General features: G+C 56.6%; 15 protein-coding genes. All 15 read left to right on the top strand.

Features of this window, described 5'->3' with window-relative positions; translation table 11 throughout:
- The first annotated feature begins 7 nt into the window (after positions 1-7).
- The 15 genes from uppS (at position 8) to AAC076_RS03715 (ending at position 20,048) form a co-directional block, all read left to right on the top strand.
- A complete protein-coding gene (gene uppS / locus AAC076_RS03645) occupies positions 8-760 on the top strand; it encodes a polyprenyl diphosphate synthase (protein WP_339843033.1) in 753 nt (250 codons plus the stop codon).
- Positions 760-1,575 (top strand): phosphatidate cytidylyltransferase, encoded by an 816-nt coding sequence (locus AAC076_RS03650; RefSeq protein ID WP_339843034.1) that lies wholly within the window; start codon positions 760-762, stop codon positions 1,573-1,575. Before uppS ends, AAC076_RS03650 begins: the two co-directional genes overlap by 1 nt.
- Entirely contained in the window at positions 1,572-2,756 is a 1,185-nt protein-coding gene (ispC, locus tag AAC076_RS03655; RefSeq protein ID WP_339843036.1) for a 1-deoxy-D-xylulose-5-phosphate reductoisomerase, read from the top strand. Before AAC076_RS03650 ends, ispC begins: the two co-directional genes overlap by 4 nt.
- 75 nt (positions 2,757-2,831) lie before the next feature.
- Positions 2,832-4,193, top strand: coding sequence for an RIP metalloprotease RseP (gene rseP, locus AAC076_RS03660; protein WP_339843038.1), 1,362 nt, complete (start codon positions 2,832-2,834; stop codon positions 4,191-4,193).
- A 70-nt stretch (positions 4,194-4,263) separates the two neighbouring features.
- Positions 4,264-6,615 (top strand): outer membrane protein assembly factor BamA, encoded by a 2,352-nt coding sequence (bamA, locus tag AAC076_RS03665; protein ID WP_339843039.1) that lies wholly within the window; start codon positions 4,264-4,266, stop codon positions 6,613-6,615.
- Between the two features lie 34 nt (positions 6,616-6,649).
- A complete protein-coding gene (locus AAC076_RS03670; RefSeq protein ID WP_339843040.1) occupies positions 6,650-7,156 on the top strand; it encodes an OmpH family outer membrane protein in 507 nt (168 codons plus the stop codon).
- 8 nt (positions 7,157-7,164) lie between these two features.
- The gene (lpxD, locus tag AAC076_RS03675) at positions 7,165-8,226 is read left to right on the top strand and encodes a UDP-3-O-(3-hydroxymyristoyl)glucosamine N-acyltransferase (protein WP_339843041.1); all 1,062 of its coding nucleotides are present in this window, start codon (positions 7,165-7,167) and stop codon (positions 8,224-8,226) included.
- Between the two features lie 50 nt (positions 8,227-8,276).
- Complete coding sequence (gene fabZ / locus AAC076_RS03680) at positions 8,277-8,714, top strand: 3-hydroxyacyl-ACP dehydratase FabZ (RefSeq protein ID WP_339843043.1); 438 nt, start codon at positions 8,277-8,279, stop codon at positions 8,712-8,714.
- A complete protein-coding gene (lpxA, locus tag AAC076_RS03685) occupies positions 8,711-9,487 on the top strand; it encodes an acyl-ACP--UDP-N-acetylglucosamine O-acyltransferase (RefSeq protein WP_339843045.1) in 777 nt (258 codons plus the stop codon). The genes fabZ and lpxA overlap by 4 nt, the downstream gene beginning before the upstream one ends.
- Before the next feature lie 2 nt (positions 9,488-9,489).
- Positions 9,490-10,671: a lipid-A-disaccharide synthase gene (gene lpxB, locus AAC076_RS03690; protein WP_339843046.1), complete on the top strand. Its 1,182-nt coding sequence runs from the start codon at positions 9,490-9,492 to the stop codon at positions 10,669-10,671.
- Positions 10,668-11,318: a ribonuclease HII gene (gene rnhB / locus AAC076_RS03695; protein ID WP_339843048.1), complete on the top strand. Its 651-nt coding sequence runs from the start codon at positions 10,668-10,670 to the stop codon at positions 11,316-11,318. The genes lpxB and rnhB overlap by 4 nt, the downstream gene beginning before the upstream one ends.
- A gap of 968 nt (positions 11,319-12,286) precedes the next feature.
- The gene (dnaE, locus tag AAC076_RS03700; RefSeq protein WP_339843049.1) at positions 12,287-15,811 is read left to right on the top strand and encodes a DNA polymerase III subunit alpha; all 3,525 of its coding nucleotides are present in this window, start codon (positions 12,287-12,289) and stop codon (positions 15,809-15,811) included.
- A gap of 102 nt (positions 15,812-15,913) precedes the next feature.
- Complete coding sequence (gene accA, locus AAC076_RS03705) at positions 15,914-16,870, top strand: acetyl-CoA carboxylase carboxyl transferase subunit alpha (RefSeq protein WP_339843123.1); 957 nt, start codon at positions 15,914-15,916, stop codon at positions 16,868-16,870.
- Complete coding sequence (gene tilS / locus AAC076_RS03710) at positions 16,871-18,226, top strand: tRNA lysidine(34) synthetase TilS (RefSeq protein WP_339843051.1); 1,356 nt, start codon at positions 16,871-16,873, stop codon at positions 18,224-18,226.
- Between the two features lie 190 nt (positions 18,227-18,416).
- Complete coding sequence (locus AAC076_RS03715) at positions 18,417-20,048, top strand: CTP synthase (RefSeq protein WP_339843052.1); 1,632 nt, start codon at positions 18,417-18,419, stop codon at positions 20,046-20,048.
- Positions 20,049-20,056 lie beyond the last annotated feature (8 nt).

Genomic DNA, 20,056 nt, shown 5'->3' on the forward strand with positions numbered 1-20,056 from the left:
CTTATTGATGAATGACAAGACTGCAACAGCACCCTCTTCGGTACCCCGTCATGTCGCCATCATCATGGATGGCAACAACCGCTGGGCACGCAAACGGTTAATGCCCGGGGTGGCAGGACACAAGGCCGGTGTGGATGCGGTAAAGGCGGCGATTGAGGTCTGTGGGGAGGACGGCGTCGAGGTGCTTACCCTCTTCGCTTTTTCCAGTGAGAACTGGCGTCGTCCAGAAGATGAAGTCGGGGCGCTGATGGAGCTGTTTCTTGGTGCGCTGCGCCGGGAAGTTCGACGCCTTCGTGAAAATGATATCCGTCTGCGTATCATCGGTGATCGTTCACGCTTCACCCCAGAATTGCGCAAGGCCATGCACGATGCCGAAGTCCTTACGCAAGGGTGCCGGCGAATGACCCTGGTCATTGCTGCCAATTATGGTGGGCAGTGGGATATCGCCCAGGCGGCACGCCAATTGGCATCCAGGGTTGCTACTGGGGAGCTTGATGCCGGGGCCATTACTGAAGCACATCTCGAGTCCTGTCTGAGTACCTCGGAGTGGCCGCTTCCGGATCTTTGCATTCGTACCGGAGGGGAACGCCGAATCAGCAATTTTCTACTATGGCAGATGGCCTACGCAGAGCTGTATTTCTCAGACCTGTTCTGGCCTGATTTCAAGCAGGAAGCTCTTCGCGAGGCGTTTGCGGACTTCGCCCGTCGCCAGCGGCGATTTGGCAAAACCAGTGACCAGATCGCAGGAGTGCAGACCTGATGCTCAAACAGCGAATCATTACAGCTGTCATCCTCGCACCACTGGCCATTGCCGGTTTTGTGTTTCTGGACGGCGCCGGTTTTGCACTGTTTGTCGGCGTGATTGTCGCACTGGGCGCGTGGGAATGGGCGCGACTGGCCGGTGAAACAACACAGAAGGGTCGTATCGTTTACGCGCTGGTGGTGGCGTTGTTCATGTTTGGCCTGTATCGCAATGCGTGGCCGGCTCATTATCTCTTTCTGCCCGCTCTGGCTTGGTGGCTGGCTGCTCTGGTATTGATCAGTCGTTATCCAAAAGGCCGGGGGCTATGGGCTGGATCCATGATCACTCAGTTGTTCGGGCTGCTGATTCTGCTGCCCGCCTGGTATGGCCTTGTCTGGCTGCGTGCCCAGGAGAGCGGTCTATGGCTCATCCTTGGGGTATTGATACTGATCTGGGCTGCTGACGTGGGCGCCTATATGGCAGGCAAGACCTGGGGGAGCCGCAAGCTTCTGCCTAGCGTCAGCCCGGGCAAGACTGTCGAGGGTTTGCTGGGCGGATTGGTTTTCACTCAAGCGCTGACGCTGGGTGTGTTGTTATATCTAGGGTGGGGAATGACGGCATTGCTGATGGGTCAGGTGACTGCCGCATTGGTTGTGCTGTTCTCCATTGTCGGTGACCTGACGGAAAGCATGTTCAAGCGCGAGCAGGGTCTCAAGGATAGCAGCAGTCTGCTCCCTGGCCACGGCGGTGTTCTTGACCGCATAGACAGTCTGACCGCAGCTGTACCTGTTTTCGCTCTATGCTGGATGGTTCTTGGGGAAAGACTGGCGTGAGTGTTTCCTGGGTAACGGTATTGGGCGCAACGGGTTCTATCGGGGTAAATACGCTCGATGTGATCGCTCGGTACCCGGAGCGTTTCGCTCTGTTTGCCTTGACCGGCCACAGCCGCATGGATGTACTGGAAGCTCAATGTTTGGCTCATCGCCCGCGGTATGCGGTGGTGGCCGATGATCAGCAGGCTGGGTTATTGCAAGCTCGTCTTCGCGGTGCCGGGTGCTCCACTGATGTGCTGGTTGGATCTGACGCGCTAGAGCAGGTCGCTTCAGCGGCGGATGTTGATGTAGTCATGGCAGCTATAGTTGGGGCTGCCGGCCTGCGTCCGACCCTGGCAGCAGTTCGCGCCGGCAAGCGAGTTCTGTTGGCCAACAAGGAAGCGCTGGTAATGTCCGGCGCTCTGTTCATGCAGGCAGTACAGGAAAGCGGTGCCGTGCTGCTCCCGATAGACAGCGAGCACAACGCGATTTTCCAGTGTTTGCCAGTCGACTATGCCCGCGGGATGGCCCAGGTGGGTGTGCGCCGCATCCTGCTTACCGCCTCCGGTGGCCCGTTCCGGGATATGTGTGCCGTCGATTTGAAATTGGTTACCCCGCAGCAGGCCTGCGCTCATCCCAACTGGTCGATGGGGCAAAAAATCTCCGTTGACTCGGCCAGCATGATGAACAAGGGACTCGAGTTGATCGAGGCTTCCTGGTTGTTCAACGTTCGGCCGGCGCAGATCGAGGTTGTGATACATCCCCAAAGCGTAGTGCATTCCCTGGTTGATTATATTGATGGGTCGGTCATTGCGCAGCTGGGTAACCCTGATATGCGAACGCCCATTGCCCATGCACTGGCCTGGCCCGAGCGCCTGGAGTCTGGTGTCAGTCCACTTGATCTGCTATCAATTGCACGCTTGGACTTTCGGCCACCTGATCCGCAGATGTTTCCCTGTCTGCGTCTTGCGAGGGAGGCAGCAGAGGCAGGTGGTACTGCCTGTGCTGTTCTCAACGCCGCAAATGAGGTGGCTGTTGATGCTTTCCTGACCGGCCGCATTGGTTTTACCGATATCCCTGTTATCATCGAGCACACGCTGGACCGCATGGCCTCCGAATCCGTTCAGGATCTGGATCACATCCTTCTGACCGACCGCCTTGCGCGCGAGCATTCGAATAACTGGCTGAGTAAGTATTTCTGACCAGCCGTTTTTGAACCAGTACCGCTGATCGATCGATCGGAACGCGGTATCCACTTTCCCTGAGCGAGGTACTGGATGGATCTCTTATTCACCCTGCTGGCAACCGTCGTAGCCTTGGGTCTGTTGGTGACAATTCACGAATATGGTCATTTCTGGGTGGCCAGGCGTTGTGGCGTAAAGGTTTTGCGCTTTTCCGTGGGGTTTGGTCCTGCGCTCTACAGCTGGCACGACAAGCGCGGCACTGAGTATGCGATTGCATCGATACCACTGGGTGGCTACGTCAAAATGCTGGACGAGCGGGAGGGTCCTGTGGATCCGGCCGAGCTCGATCAGGCCTTCAACCGCAAGGATGTCAAACAGCGTATCGCCATCGTGGCTGCCGGTCCCATTGCCAACTTTCTTCTTGCCATAGTCGCTTTCTGGTTTATTGCCGTGTTCGGTATCACAACCTTGGCGCCCGTGCTTGGCCCGGTAGAGCAGGGTAGTGTGGCAGCCCGCGCCGGTCTGGTCGAAGGATTGGAAGTCGTCGAGGTCGATGGCACGCCCACCCGTAGCTGGCAGGAGGTCAACCTCCAGTTGATCCGCAGGCTCGGGGAGACAGGCCAGATGCAGGTCAAGGCCGTTGAAGCCGGTAACGATGTGCCGCAGAACTACACGCTGGTGCTTACCGACTGGCTACGTGGCGCTGATCAGCCTGACCCTATCAGTGCGCTGGGATTGAGCACTTGGCAGCCCGATGTGCCTCCACTGGTTGGTCAGGTCAGTGATGGCGGGGCAGCTGAGGCAGCCGGTCTGCAGGCGGGTGACCTGATAGTGAGTATCGATGGCGACTCGGTGGATAACTGGCTCACGCAGGTGGTTCCAGCCATTCAGGCCAGTGCTGATCAACCATTGGAACTGGGTATCGAGCGTGATGGGCGTTTTCAGGTTTTGACTCTGGTGCCGCAAGGACGGGAACAGAACGGTCAGGTGTCAGGGTTCGCGGGTCTGGGTGTCGCTGCATTCGATTGGCCCGAGAGCATGATTCGTGAGATCGACTACAACCCTTTGGTTGCTGTTCCGGTAGCTGTAGGTAAAACCTGGGACATGACAGTGCTGACCCTGGAGTCACTGAAGAAGATGCTTACGGGGTTGGTCTCGGCAAAAAACTTGAGTGGCCCGATAACCATTGCTAAAGTGGCGGGCGCTTCGGCCAAGTCGGGACCTGAAAGTTTTCTTAACTTCATTGCCTACCTGAGCATTAGCCTGGGCGTGCTTAATTTACTGCCTATCCCGGTTCTGGATGGGGGACACCTAGTCTATTACACGGCTGAGTGGATCAGGGGCAAGCCGTTGTCCGAGCGGCTCCAGGCCTGGGGGTTGCAGATTGGGGTGGCGCTGATAGCCGGTGTGATGCTGTTTGCCATCTTCAATGATATAAGCCGCCTGGGTAGCTAGTCCGGACCGTATGAACACGAACTGCCGCACGCGGTGGATAGAATTTAACCAGTCAGCCAGAACGGATTTCATGAAACGTTACCTATTGCCTGCGCTATTGCTGATACTCCTCGCGCCAATGGCCCTTGCCGACGCCTTCCGTATCTCCGACATCCGCATTAATGGCCTGCAGCGGGTCTCCGCCGGCAGTGTCTTCGCCGCCCTGCCTCTCAATATCGGCGATCAGGTGGACGACCAGACGCTGGTGGAGGCGAGTCGCTCACTATTTCGCACGGGTTTCTTTCAGGATATTCAGCTTGGGCGCGACAGTAACGTCCTGGTGATCACCGTTGTCGAGCGGCCGTCCATTGCGGCTATCGAATTGGAGGGCAACAAGGCCATCGAAAGTGAAGACCTGCTTGATGGCCTGCGCCTCGCCGGTCTGTCGGAGGGTGAGATCTTTCAGCAGGCTACTCTTGAGGGGGTTCGCAACGAGCTGCTACGCCAGTATGTAGCTCAGGGCCGTTACTCGGCGGGCATCGAGACTGAAGTCATAGCCGAGCCCCGCAACCGGGTATCGATCAAGATTCAGATCGACGAGGGTTCTGTTGCCTCCATAAAGAACGTCAACGTGGTGGGTAACACAGTCTTCGATACCGAAGAGCTGGTTGACCTGTTCGAACTCAAGAGCAGTGGCTGGCTGTCTTTTCTGCGCAGCGACGATAAGTACTCCCGCGAAAAACTGTCAGGCGATCTGGAGCGACTGCGTTCCTGGTACCTGGACCGCGGCTATATCAACATGAATATCGCTTCCACCCAGGTGACCATCACTCCTGACAAGAAGAACGTCTATGTGACCGTCAACATCGACGAAGGCGAGCTTTATACCGTCAGCGACGTCAACCTGTCGGGTGATCTTATTGTTGCCGAAGACGAGGTGCGCCGACTGCTCCTGGTTGAGCCGGGACAGGTGTTTTCGCGTCAGGTCATGACCGCGACATCGGAACTGATTACCCGGCGTCTGGGTAACGAGGGTTATACCTTTGCCAACGTCAATGGTATTCCGGAAATCAACGAAGATGATCAGAGTGTGGGCGTAACGTTCTTTGTCGATCCCGGCAAGCGAGCCTATGTCAATCGGATCAACTTTCGCGGTAATACCAAGACCGAGGATGAAGTCCTGCGCCGTGAAATGCGCCAGATGGAGGGGGGCTGGGCTTCGACCTACCTCATCGACCAGTCCAAGGTTCGTCTCGAGCGCCTGGGCTTCTTCAAGGAAGTGGACGTTGAAACCGTGCCTGTGCCAGGTGCGGACGATCTTATCGACGTCAATTACACCGTTGAAGAACAACCCTCCGGCTCAATCACAGCAAGTCTGGGTTTTGCGCAGGGTACCGGCCTGATTCTGGGTGGCTCGATCAGTCAGAACAACTTTTTCGGTACAGGTAACCGGGTTAGTATCAGTGCCAACCGCTCTGATTATCAGACGGCGCTCTCATTCGGTTTTCTCGATCCCTATTTCACCGCTGACGGCGTAAGCCTGGGTTATAACGCCTTCTATCGGGCTACGGATTACGACAAGCTGAACGTTGATGTGTCGAGCTACTCGGTAGACTCCTACGGTGCGGGATTTAATATAGGCTACCCGATTAGCGATACATCCAGACTGTCCTTTGGCTTGAGTGCCCAGCAGGACGACATTCAGACCGGTAGTTTCACCGTTCAAGAAATCAATCAGTTTCTTGTTCGCGAAGGCGACAGCTTCACCAACTTCAAGTTTAACGCTGGCTGGTCTCAGTCGACCCTTAACAGAGGCGTCTTTCCTGATCGCGGTAGTTCGCAAAGCGTTAACTTCGAGACCACCATTCCCGGAAGTGATCTGTATTTCTACAAGATCGATTACCGGGCTCAGCGTTACTTTCCCCTTAACGACGCTTTCACCTTGCGCATGCATGGTAACCTCGGTTTTGCCCGCCGCTTCGGATCTACCGAGAGCGTGCCTTTCTACGAGCACTATTATGCGGGTGGTATCGGGTCGGTACGGGGCTACCGCGAGAGCTCTCTGGGTCCACGTAGTACTCCAGCAGTGGCTGATCCGGATAAAGATGAACTTCCTTTCGGCGGCAACATCAAAGTTGTTGGTGGTGGCGAGTTGATCTTCCCGGTTCCTTTCATCAAGGATCAGCGATCCCTGCGGACTGTACTTTTCCTGGACGCGGGTAATGTTTACGACACCTATTGCAGCAGAGACGTGCTGAGCAATGGTGAAGATAACCCCGGTTGCGGCGAAGTGGATCTGAGCAGTCTACGCTACAGCGCCGGCCTCGGACTTTCATGGTTGACGGCCCTCGGACCCCTGGGGTTCAGCCTTGCGGTACCGCTGAACAGCCAGTCCGAAGACGATACACAGGTATTCCAGTTTACCCTGGGTCAGACATTCTGATTCGGGACCCCTATCAAGTAACAGGAGCTCTAGAGTGCGCAAGTTTATTCAGGTTGCAATGATTTCCGCCCTGGTCATGGCCAGTTTTACCGTCTCTGCCGAGATGAAAATTGCAGTGCTCGATTATCAGATGGCATTGCTGGAGTCTGATGCAGCCAAGTCGTATTCAGTTGACGCCGAAAAGAAATTTGGTACCCAGTTACAGCGTTTGCGTAACCTCGAGGCCGAGGCCAAAAGGCTTCAGGAGCGCATGCAGCGTGATGGCGAGAAATTGGGTCAGACCGAGCTTGAGAAGCTTGACCTGGAATTTCGTCAAAAGGCGCGTGATTTCCAGACCGAGTCCAAGCAGTTGAACGAGGCCAAGGCCCGGGCCGATCGTGAGATGCTCGAAACCTTGAAGCCACGTCTGGACAAGGCAGTTGAAAGCGTTCTGCAAGGTGGTAGTTATGATCTGGTAATCGATCGAAGCGCAGTAGTCGACGTCAAGGCTGAGTACGATATTACGCGCCAGGTTATCGAGCGCCTGAACGCGACGCGTTGAGAAGACTGGTGAACTCGCCATTTCAGCTATCGCTTTCGACTATCGCCGAGATTGTCGACGCCCGGCTGGTCGGTAATCCGGACCAGCTCATCTGCGGGTTGGCAGCACTGCAGGACGCAGGTCCCAACCAACTCAGTTTTCTGTCAAGCAGTCAGTATCGCAAGTATCTGGGATCGACTGGCGCGGGCGCGGTGTTGCTTACCGAATCCGACGCTGGAGATTTCCCCGGTAATGCGCTGATTGTTGCCAATCCCTATGTTGCTTACGCTCGCCTTTCGCACCGCTTCGATCCCAAACCGCTGGCGGTACCGGGGATTCATCCCTCGGCCGTGGTAGAGGCGGACGCGCAGGTTGATCCAACTGCCAGCATTGGCCCCGGGGCGGTTATTTCCTCGGGTGCACAGGTCGGAGCGGGAACGGTGATCGGTGCGCAATGTTTTGTCGGCGCGCGCTCGGTTGTTGGTTCTGATGGTTGGCTGGCGCCGCGCGTGAGCATCTATCATGATGTTCATATTGGTGATCGGGTGGTCATTCAGTCTGGAGCCGTATTGGGTTCAGAAGGGTTTGGCTTTGCCAATGACAGAGGTCATTGGGAAAAAATCGCTCAGATCGGCGGCGTGGTTGTGGGAGATGACGTCGAGATTGGAGCCAATACCACGATTGACCGTGGTGCCTTGGCTGAAACTCGTATCGGTAATGGTGTGAAACTGGACAACCAGATTCACATTGCCCATAACGTGCACGTGGGTGATCACACGGCCATCGCCGCTTGTGTGGGAATTTCCGGCAGCACTCGCATTGGACGGCATTGCACCATCGCCGGGGGTGTGGGTATGGTCGGGCATATTGAGATTTGTGATAACGTTTTCGTCACGGGTATGACGATGGTTACGCGGTCTATCACTGAGCCCGGCGCCTATTCCTCAGGTACGGCGATGCAGCCTGCGGTTGAATGGCGCAAAAGTGTCGCCCGCTTCCGCCACCTTGATTCGCTGGCCAAAAAAGTCCAGCGACTTGAAAAAGAGCTCATGGCGGTGACTCGGGACTCTCAAGGCTCATCAGAGTCCTGAGCCGCGCCAGCAAGGCGCCTACTACTGTTTATTGCAAGGCCTGCTAATACATGGATATCAAGGAAATAAAAGAATACCTGCCCCACCGCTACCCCTTTTTGCTGGTGGACAGGGTCGTGGAACTGAATCTTGAATCCCGGAATATCCGTGCCTACAAGAATGTCTCGGTTAATGAGCCCTTTTTCAATGGTCATTTCCCCGAGCATCCGATTATGCCTGGTGTGCTGATCATCGAGGCGATGGCCCAGGCTGCTGGCCTGCTTGGTTTCAAGATGATGGACGTCAAGCCAGCCGATGGGACGCTTTACTATTTCGTCGGTTCCGACAAGTTGCGCTTTCGCCAACCGGTTGTACCAGGTGATCAGTTGCAGCTTGAAGCACAGCATTTGAGTAACCGTCGTGGCATCTGGAAGTTTGCCTGCCGCGCGACCGTGGACGGTAAGGAAGCCTGTTCGGGCGAAATTATCTGCGCGGAACACAAGGTATGAGTCGGATTCACCCTTTAGCTCTCGTCGATCCGGCTGCGCGCCTGGCCGATGACGTTGAAGTCGGTCCCTGGACACTGATTGGACCTGATGTGGAAATCGGCGCCGGAACGGTCATTGGGCCCCATGTCGTAGTGAAAGGGCCTACAACCATCGGTAAGCATAACCGTATTTTTCAGTTTTCCTCGGTAGGTGAAGACTGTCAGGACAAGAAGTACAACGGCGAGCCTACGCAGCTGATTATCGGTGACCACAACGTCATCCGTGAAGGGTGCACCCTGCATCGCGGCACCATCCAGGACCAGGGCATAACCCGCATAGGTAGCCATAATCTGCTGATGGCGTATGTGCATGTGGCCCACGACTGCATCGTGAACGACCACATCATCATGGCGAACAATGCCACTATCGCAGGGCATGTACATATCGGTGATGGTGCGATTCTTGGTGGTTATACAACGGTCCATCAGTTTTGCAAGTTGGGCGCATGGTCCATGAGTGCCGCCAACAGCGCTGTGTTCAAGGATATCCCAGCCTTTGTCATGGTCAGTGGAAATCCCGCAGGTGCACACGGCATGAACTTCGAGGGCATGCGACGCCGGGGTTACAGTCCCGAGCTCGTTGCTGCTCTGCGCAAGGCCTACAAGACGGTCTATCGCCAAGGTCTTACCCTTGCTGACGCTCTCAAGGAGCTGGAGGACAGCGCCAACCTGTACCCTGAAATAGCACTGTATCGTGACTCTATTATAGCTTCGACCCGTGGCATAACCCGCTAGCCATGAACGCAGATCATGCTCCGGCGGCACGGCCACTGCGTATCGCCCTGGTCGCCGGCGAAGCTTCTGGAGACACTCTGGGCGCCGGTCTTATTCAAGCCCTGAAGATATCCCACCCTGATGCCGTGTTCATTGGTATTGGCGGGCCCAGAATGATCGCTGAAGGGCTGCAAAGCCGGGTTCCCATGGAACGACTATCGGTCATGGGGTTGGTTGAGGTATTGGGCCGCCTGCGTGAACTGCTACGTATCCGTAAGGAGCTGGTCGCCTGGTTGATCGAACAAAAACCGGACGTATTTATCGGTATCGACGCACCCGACTTCACGTTGGGCGTCGAGCGCAAACTGCGTGAGGTCGGAATAGCGACGGTGCATTACGTCAGTCCTTCTGTCTGGGCATGGCGTGAAAAGCGTGTACTCGGCATCCAGAAATCCACTGATCTCATGTTGACGCTTTTCCCGTTCGAGGAAGAGGTCTATCGCAAGCATCAGGTTGCCGTTCGCTGCGTTGGCCACACCCTGGCCGACGAGATTCCATTACAACCCGACCGCGAGGCCGCCCGAGCTACTCTCGGCATCGCCCAGGATGCACAGTTGCTTGCCTTGATGCCGGGCAGCCGCAATGGTGAATTGCGAAAACTCGGGCTGCTGTTCTTGCAGACTGCCTCCTGGTGCCTGCAACGTGAACCGCAGTTACGTTTCGTGATGCCCTGCGCCAGTGAAGACCGGAAGCAGCAGATGCAGGCGATAATTGCCGAGAGCGGTATCGATCTGCCCCTGATTCTTCTGGATGGTCAGGCCCATCAGGCACTAGCCGCCTGTGATGCGGTGTTGATCGCCTCTGGTACCGCAACCCTCGAAGCCATGCTTTTTAAACGCCCTATGGTCGTTGCTTACCGCATGGCTGGGCTGACGTTCAAGATACTCAAGCGCCTGGTCAAGGTGGGTCATGTGTCCCTACCCAACCTGTTGGCCAAGCGTGAAGTGGTACCCGAGTTTCTTCAGGATGATGCCACCCCTGAAGCTATGGGACCTGCATTGCTGAAACTGCTGGCTCCGACTCCCGAGCGTGCGGAAACCCAGGAAATTTTCATGTGTTTGCATGAAATGCTCAGACGTAATGCTGATGAGGCTGCCGCCGAAGCGGTACTCGATCTGCTCAGGCAAAAGGGCAAACTGCAATGAGTCAAATACTCATGGACTGGAATCGGCCAGTCGGGGCTGAGCTGGTCGCTGGAGTCGACGAGGTAGGACGAGGACCGCTCTGCGGCGCGGTGGTTACAGCAGCCGTGATCCTTGATCCCGCGCGCCCCATCGAGGGTCTGAACGATTCCAAGAAACTGACTGAGGCAAAGCGCGAAGCCTTGTTCCCGATTATTCAGGAGCGCGCGCTGGCCTGGTTCATTGCCCGCGCAGAGGTTGAAGAGATTGACCGCCTGAACATTTTGCATGCGACCATGTTGGCAATGCAGCGAGCTGTTGCTGGCTTGTCCATTCAGCCGGATCGGGTTCTGGTTGACGGCAACCGTTGTCCGGTATTGCCTATGCGCAGCGAGCCGGTCATTCAGGGTGATGGGCGTGTTCCGGCCATTTCAGCTGCTTCAATTCTGGCTAAGGTGGCCAGAGACCGAGAAATGGTAGAGTTAGACCAGCTCTACCCCGGCTATGGCATAGCCCAACACAAGGGCTATCCCACTCCTGTTCATCTGGCTGCCCTGCGCGAACTAGGTGCCTCGGTTATCCATAGGCGCTCGTTCGCTCCGGTAAGACAAGCTCTAACTGTATCTGAATCTGAATCTTCTAAACTTGAGTCTCGGCAGCCCCAGCGCTAGAGTCCACGCCGACACGCTGCAATTACGTCCCTGTAAGCTCGACGATGGCATCCCTGCCATCGACGGTCTGCTTAGTTCTCAAGCCCTGCGTCTGCCGCCAGCTATCAAGCTGCTGATGAGAAAAGCAAAAGCCAAGGCATTGATATGTGTCTACTTTAGACCTTGGACCGCAAACCCAACCTCACTCCTTTGTCCGATGAGCGCACAGCCTGGCAGGGTGCAGAAAGTGTCTAAAACAAGGATGTTTTAGCCAAGCCTCCATGGACGGATTCACGGCGTCTTTCGGAACCTTGCCAGGGTGGGAGCTCCCAGACTCCGAGCCGGCCGGGGACCTTGATTCCGAAAGTGGGAGCCCGGCAGACCCAGACCGAAAGTCCACGCCGACACGCCGTAAATACGTCCATGTAGGCTCGACGATGGCATCCCTGCCATCGACGGTCGGCTTAGTACCCTCGCCCTGCGCCTGCCACGAGCCAATGAGTTGCCGGAGAGAGAACCCAGGGTGTTCCCGGACGAAAAGGCGGGGGCTTTTGACTTTGGATAGCAAATGCCATCCCTGGCGGTCGGGACTTGTGACAAGCCTCCATGGACCGATTCACGGCGTCTTTCGGAATCCTGCCTGGTTGGTAGCTCGCAGACTCCGAGTCTGCGGCCAGACCATTTCTGCACCAATGAGCAGGCAGCCCCAGTCTGAAAAACCACGCCTTCACAGTCGCTCTACCTGATCGGTTTTCTGTATTGCCGGTACTGGCTCGTCAGACCTGGTTGAAGGTCAAAATGGATTCCCGCCTTCGCGGGAATGACGGGAGTGAGGCTGGAAACGATCAGTATTGGTTGCCCGGCGCACAAGTGGTCCCCGGTAAGCCAAGCGCTGCCAGACAGAATTTCAGAGGCATAGTCTGCTAGCCCCCAACTCCCCTCACCGTTACAATCCCAGTCTTGTAGTAGCCCTCAGAAACAGGAATACCATGACCCACTCCTTCGTCCACTTGCGCGTCCACAGCGAGTATTCACTGGTCGACGGCATCGTCAAGATCAAGCCGCTGATCAAGACTGTGGCAGAGCAGGGGATGCCTGCAGTCGCAGTGACCGATCAGAACAACATGTGCAGTCTGGTCAAATTCTACAAAGCCGCCACAGCTGGCGGGATCAAGCCGATATCCGGTGTGGACGTCTGGCTGGTAGGTGATCACGACGAAAGCCAACTGACCCGTCTCAGTCTGCTGGCCATGAATCGCCAAGGCTATCGGAATCTGACTGAGCTTATTTCCCGCGGTTATACCGAGGGCCAACGTAACGGCGTGGTGACTATCCGCCGCGAATGGGTCGCCGAATCCAGCGAAGATGTCATAGCGTTGTCTGCAGCCCGCGAGGGCGAGATCGGCCAATCGCTGCTGTCCAACAACCCTCAGGAAGCCGACGCACTGCTGCAGTACTGGATGAAGGTCTTTCCCGGGCGCTTCTATCTCGAGCTACAGCGCACCAGTCGTCCCAACGATGAAGAGTATCTTCACGCCGCCGTTGATCTCGCGGTCAAGCATGACTGCCCGGTGGTAGCGACCAACGACGTGCGCTTCATCAAACGCGAAGATTATGAAGCCCACGAGACGCGGGTCTGTATTGGTGAGGGTCGCGCTCTGGATGACCCCCGGCGGGTGCGGCAATACAGCGAAGAGCAGTATCTCAAGACCCCACAGGAAATGGCCGAGCTGTTCAATGACATTCCTGAAGCTCTGGCCAACAGTGTCGAGATTGCCAAGCGTTGCAGCATAGACGTGCAGCTGGGCAAGAACTTCCTGCCGGCATTCCCAACGCCTGATGGCATGACCGAGGCCGAGTTCTTTCGCAAGGTCTCCTTTGAAGGCCTGGAAGAGCGTCTCAAGGTCGTTCTGCCGGCCGACTCTGACAATTATGAGGAGCGTCGCCAGGTCTATATCGACCGGTTGAATTTTGAGCTGGATATCATTATCCAGATGGAGTTCCCCGGTTACTTTCTGATCGTGATGGACTTCATCAAGTGGGCCAAGAACAACGGTGTGCCGGTAGGCCCGGGCCGAGGTTCGGGGGCAGGTTCGCTGGTCGCGTACTCCCTGCTGATTACCGATCTTGATCCGATGCAGTATGACCTGCTGTTCGAACGCTTCCTGAATCCCGAGCGGGTATCGATGCCCGACTTCGACGTCGACTTCTGCATGGAAGGTCGTGACCGGGTCATTGAGTATGTGGCTCAGACCTACGGACGCAACGCGGTATCGCAGATCATCACCTTCGGCACCATGGCCGCAAAAGCGGTAGTGCGTGACGTCGCGCGGGTTCAGGGCAAGTCATACGGATTGGCCGACAAGCTCTCGAAAATGATTCCGTTCGAAGTCGGCATGACCTTGGCCAAGGCCTTCGAGCAGGAAGAAATTCTGCGTGATTTTCTTGCGAACGACGAAGAAGCCCAGGAAATCTGGGATATGGCGCTCAAGCTTGAGGGTATTACCCGTAACGTCGGCAAGCACGCCGGCGGCGTAGTGATTGCTCCGACCAAACTGACCGATTTCTCGCCGCTCTACTGCGACGAGGCGGGCGGCGGCCTGGTAACCCAGTTCGACAAGGATGATGTGGAGTCCGCCGGCCTGGTGAAGTTCGACTTCCTGGGTCTGCGTACGCTGACAATCATCGATTGGGCGATGGATACGGTCAACCGTGTGCGCGCCAAGACAGGTGGCGAGCCGCTGGATATCAACTTTATCCCGCTTGATGATCAGCCGACCTACCAGATGTTGCAAAAGGCCGAAACCACTGCTGTGTTCCAGCTGGAATCGCGTGGCATGAAAGAGCTGATCAAGAAGCTCAAGCCCGATTGCCTGGAAGATCTTATCGCCCTTGTAGCCCTGTTCCGGCCCGGCCCGCTGCAGTCGGGCATGGTTGACGACTTCATAAATCGTAAACACGGACGGGAAATTCTGTCTTACCCGCATCCGAACTATCAGCTGGATAGTCTCAAGCCAGTGCTAGGGCCCACCTACGGCATTATCCTGTACCAGGAACAGGTTATGCAGATTGCCCAGGTAATGGCCGGTTATACCTTGGGTGGCGCCGACATGCTGCGCCGCGCCATGGGCAAGAAAAAGCCCGAAGAAATGGCCAAGCAGCGCCAGGTCTTTCTTGAAGGGTGCGAAAATAACGGTATTGATGCTGATCTGGCAGGTAACATCTTTGATCTTGTGGAGAAGTTCGCTGGATACGGCTTTAACAAGTCACACTCGGCTGCCTACGGTCTGGTGTCATACCAGACCGCCTGGCTAAAGGCGCATTACCCTGCGCCCTTTATGGCTGCGGTATTGTCGGCGGATATGCACAACACCGACAAGGTGGTCACGCTGATTGAAGAGTGCCGCAGCATGAAGCTGCGTCTCAAATCGCCTAACGTGAATATCTCCGAGTACAAGTTTACCGTCGATGACGAAGGTGACGTGGTTTACGGTCTGGGCGCTATCAAGGGCGTGGGTGAAGGACCAGTCGAGACCATCGTCGAGAAGCGCCGTGAAGGCGGTCCCTTCGTGGACCTCTTCGATTTCTGCGCACGGGTGGATCTCAAACGCATCAACAAGCGGGTCATGGAAGCATTGATTCGCTCAGGCGCGCTGGATAGCCTGGGCCCTTTCTTTGACACCGACCAGCCGTCCTTCCTCAAGCAGATTGATCGCAATCGCGCATCCTTGATGGCGGCTATGGAAGAGGCAATCGCGTCGGCCGAGCAAACTGCCAAAAGTGCTGATAGCGGCCACGCGGATCTGTTCGGCGACCTGCTTGGGCCATCTACTGAACGGGACGTGTATGAGGCCTATCGCGGTGCACGGGAATGGTCTTTTAAGGAGCGCCTGCGGGGCGAAAAGGAAACCCTCGGTCTGTATCTGACAGGCCATCCGATCGATGAATATGAAAAAGAAATCCGTCGTTTTGCGCGACAGCGGATTATTGATCTCAAGCCTTCCCGGGACAGCCAGACAATAGCCGGCCTGGTATTCGACCTGCGAGTGATGAAAAGTAAGCGGGGGGACAAGATGGGTTTTGTCACCCTGGATGACCGCTCTTCGAGAATTGAAGTTTCCTTGTATGCCGAGGCCTATCAATCGGCCCAGGCACTGTTGCAAAAGGATGCGCTGCTGGTAGTCGAGGGCGAAGTTTCACAGGATGATTTTTCCGGGGGACTGCGGATGCGGGTCAAGCGGGTGATGAGTCTTGAAGATGCCCGTACGACTCTGCTCGACAGCGTACGGATCAGTCTGAATACCAGTCGCCATGGCCCGGAAAGCCTGGGCAAGATCGCCAGTATTCTGCAAAAGCATCCCGGTCATTGCGCGGTGACCATTGACCTTCAACGCCCGGATGCAGCTGCCGAGTTGCGTCTCGGCGAGACCTGGCGGGTTGAACCGGCAGATGACCTGGTGCAGGGATTACGTGACCAACTAGGTAAAGATAGCGTCTCACTGCACTATAGATAACAAGCCATAAGGGGTGTTGGCTCGACGTCGGGCCGCCAATCCCTTAAGGTAATGCAAAAATCGTACGCCCTGTCGCGGGGCCCACGTGGATGATGGATGCTTATGAGTAAGAGCCAGAAATACCTGGAGTTCGAACAGCCTATAGCCGATCTGCAGGCCAAGATCGAGGAGCTGCGGCTGGTAGGCAGCGACAACTCCCTGAATATTACTGACGAGATCTCCCGTCTTCAGGACAAAAGTCGCTCATTGACCGAAAGTATTTTCGGTAACCTGAGCAGCTGGCAGATTGCCCAGATGGCACGTCATCCCCAGCGTCCCTACACCCTGGATTACATCAGCCATATTTTCACCGACTTCGAAGAGCTGCACGGCGATCGACACTTTGCCGACGACGCAGCGATCGTCGGCGGCATCGCCCGTCTGGATGGTCGACCCGTCATGGTTATTGGCCACCAGAAAGGGCGCGATGTAAAAGAGAAGGTGCGTCGTAACTTTGGCATGCCCAAGCCTGAAGGCTACCGCAAGGCCTGCCGTCTCATGCAGATGGCTGAGCGCTTCAAGATGCCGCTGCTGACTTTTATCGATACCCCGGGTGCCTATCCGGGTATTGATGCAGAAGAGCGTGGTCAGAGTGAAGCCATTGCCTGGAACCTGCAGGTCATGGCGCGTTTGAAAACGCCCATTATCGCGACGGTCATTGGCGAGGGCGGCTCCGGCGGAGCACTTGCTATTGGTGTATGTGATCGGCTGATGATGCTGCAGTATTCCACCTACGCGGTTATTTCACCTGAGGGCTGCGCCTCGATTCTCTGGAAGAAATCGGAAAAGGCAGCTGACGCCGCCGAAGCCATGGGGATCACCGCAGAGCGTCTCAAGGAGCTCAAGCTGGTTGATAACCTGATTGCCGAGCCTCTTGGCGGCGCGCATCGTACGCCCGAAGAGATGGCAGCACGCATCAAGGCGCAGTTGCTGGTAGAGCTGGACGCCCTCGAAGCGCTTCCCGCTGATGAGCTGCTCGAGCGTCGTTATGACCGCCTGATGGCATTTGGTCTGAAGTAGATGCTATCCCCGCAGGAGCTGCTCAGGCAGTTGCTGCCCTGCACGGATGCCCGGACCTGGTGGTTGGGGTTGTCCGGTGGCATGGACTCGATGGTACTGCTCGATGCGCTTGTTGAGTTGAGCCGCGAGCATCCCCTCCCTCCCTTGCGTGCAATTCACGTCCACCACGGCCTGCATCCTGACGCTGACGGCTGGGCTGAGCATTGTGCCCGTGAGTGCGAAGCAAGGCAGGTTCCCCTGGTGGTCGAGCGGGTTCACCTGGCGCCTGGCGCTAGCATCGAAGCCCAGGCCCGTGATGCCCGTTATGCCGCCTTTGCTCGTCATATGGGCAAAGATGATTGCCTGCTGCTCGCCCACCACCGGGAAGATCAGTTGGAAACGTTGCTGTTCAGAATGCTGCGTGGCACCGGTCTGCGCGGACTGGCTGGCATGCCATCCAAGAGGGCTCTTGCCCGTGGCAGGCTGGTCAGACCCCTGCTTGAACAGTCACGCAGTGAATTGCAGCTCTGGGCTCGGGCGCGCGACCTGACCTGGGTAGAAGATCCTGCCAACAGTGACCCCCGGTTTGCCCGCAGTGCGCTGCGTCACAACCTGTTGCCGGCCCTGCGGCAGGGATGGCCGACAGTTGATAAAAGTCTGCTGACCCTCGCGCGGCATGCTCGAGAGGCGAATGAACTGCTTGATGAGCGAGCAGCGGAGGATATGCAGTTATTGACGTCCGGTATTGAGGATCTCTGGCTGGCGCACTGGCCAAGTCTTTCTGTTGCAGGGCTGCTGGCGCTGTCCACTGCGCGGCGTAACAATGTGCTGCGTTATTGGCTGCGCCTCCATGGCTGCAGCCTGTCTGAGCGTCGCCTGCATGCCCTTGATCAGCAGCTTGATGGAGCTAGTGATAGTCAGCCCTTGGTCGAGCTTGAGGATGGGAGGCTATGTCGTTCATCGGGTAGGCTGTGGCTCTTGCTGGGTAGGGAGCTTTCACCCTTGGATGTCCAGCCCATTTTGTCCCAGGGGTGGGTGATCCTGGCGCCTGACAACGGTGCGCTGCTGGTCCATTTGCCTGCCGTTGCATCAAGAGATCTGGATAAATGGAACGTGCGCTATCGTAAGGGCGGAGAGGTAATTCGGCTCGCAGGCAGACCCACTCAGTCGCTGAAAAATCTGATGCAAGAGGCGGGTCTGCCAGCGTGGCTGCGGGCTAGAATCCCCCTTGTTTACCACGGCCAGGAGCTGGTTTCGGTGGGGGGGCGCTGGAACAATGAAACCTATTTACTAAGCCATGCGGGTGAAGACTGGAGCCTCCGCTGGGAACCGGCCGAACAATTCACGCGAAGTGCCCAGACTGATTCAGAGCAGTAGGCTTGTACGTATCGGCTGCAAGCGGCGGTCAGCGTACTTTTGGCGGCACTTGCGGATTGAGCAATTCGGGGGTGTCTGGTATCCTGACTTCCCATCTTGACGAGACTTTGGGAATCAGCAATTGCTTCCCCCGGCCTCCCTTCGATTCCCTGCGGCAAGACCGCTTAACAGATCAATCAACGGGTTTTTCATGACGCGCTACATCTTCGTCACGGGTGGTGTTGTATCTTCTTTGGGCAAAGGCATTGCCTCTGCTTCCCTGGCCGCCATCCTTGAGGCTCGGGGTCTGAAAGTCACGATGCTCAAGCTGGATCCCTATATCAACGTTGATCCGGGCACCATGAGTCCGTTCCAGCATGGTGAAGTCTTCGTGACCCATGATGGCGCCGAGACCGATCTGGATCTGGGCCACTACGAGCGCTTCGTTTCCGCCACCATGAGCCGGGCCAATAACTTCACTACCGGTCGGGTCTACGAGGAAGTGCTGCGCAAGGAACGCCGGGGTGATTATCTGGGTGCAACCATCCAGGTGATTCCGCACATCACTGACGAGATCAAGAGCCGCATCATCAAGGGCGCCGGTGATGCTGATATTGCCATGGTCGAAATCGGCGGTACGGTGGGTGACATCGAATCCCAGCCGTTCCTTGAGGCTATTCGCCAGTTGCGTATCGAGGTCGGTGCCAAGCGCGCCATGCTGATGCACCTGACGCTGGTGCCCTACATTGCCACTGCCGGTGAAACCAAGACCAAACCCACCCAGCATTCGGTCAAGGAGCTGCGTTCCATCGGCTTGCAGCCCGATGTGTTGATTTGCCGCTCAGATCATCCCATTGATTTGTCCTCACGACGCAAGATCGCCCTTTTCACCAACGTGGAAGAGCGTGCGGTGATCGGTCTTGAGGATGTCGATACCATTTACCGAATTCCCGCAGTACTGCATGCCCAGGGCCTGGATGACTTCGTTATTGAGCGTTTTGGCATGGATTGCGGTCCGGCAGATCTGTCCGAGTGGGATAGGGTCGTTGCTGGCAAGCTGTATCCCAACAAGGAAGTCACCATTGCCATGGTCGGCAAGTACATGGAGTTGCTGGAGGCCTACAAGTCGCTTATCGAAGCCCTGAGTCACGCTGGGATTCAGAGCCAGACCAAGGTCACCATGCGCTACATCGATTCCGAAGAGATCGAATTCAAGGGTCTCGGTATTCTTGAGGGTGTGGATGCCATTCTGGTACCCGGCGGCTTCGGCCTGCGTGGTGTGGAAGGCAAGATCGCCGCGGTGCGTCACGCTCGCGAGAACAAGATACCCTATCTGGGTATTTGCCTGGGCATGCAGGTGGCGGTCATTGAGTACGCGCGTAGCGTGCTCGGCTGGGCCGACGCCAACTCGACCGAGTTCGACAAGACCAGTACTCACCCGGTTGTCGGGCTGATCACCGAATGGGAAAACGCTGCCGGTGATCGCCAATTGCGTACCGAAGAGTCGGATCTTGGCGGCACCATGCGGCTGGGTGGTCAGGAATGCAATCTGACGCCGGGCTCCAGTGCCCATGCCTGCTATGGCAAGGATGTGATCGTCGAGCGGCATCGCCACCGTTACGAGGTGAACAATAATCTGTTGCCCGAGCTCGAGGCGGGCGGGCTGAAGGTCACTGGTCGCTCTGTTGATGGCGCGCTGGTTGAAGTCATCGAAGTTGGTGATCATCCCTGGTTTGTGGCCTGCCAGTTTCATCCGGAGTTCACCTCGACGCCGCGCTACGGGCACCCGCTGTTCAGTGGTTTCATCCAGGCGGCGCTCGCCCAGCACAAACTCAAGAGCTGAGGTATGCA

The sequence above is a fragment of the uncultured Halopseudomonas sp. genome (genome assembly GCF_963977355.1).
Lineage (GTDB): Bacteria > Pseudomonadota > Gammaproteobacteria > Pseudomonadales > Pseudomonadaceae > Halopseudomonas.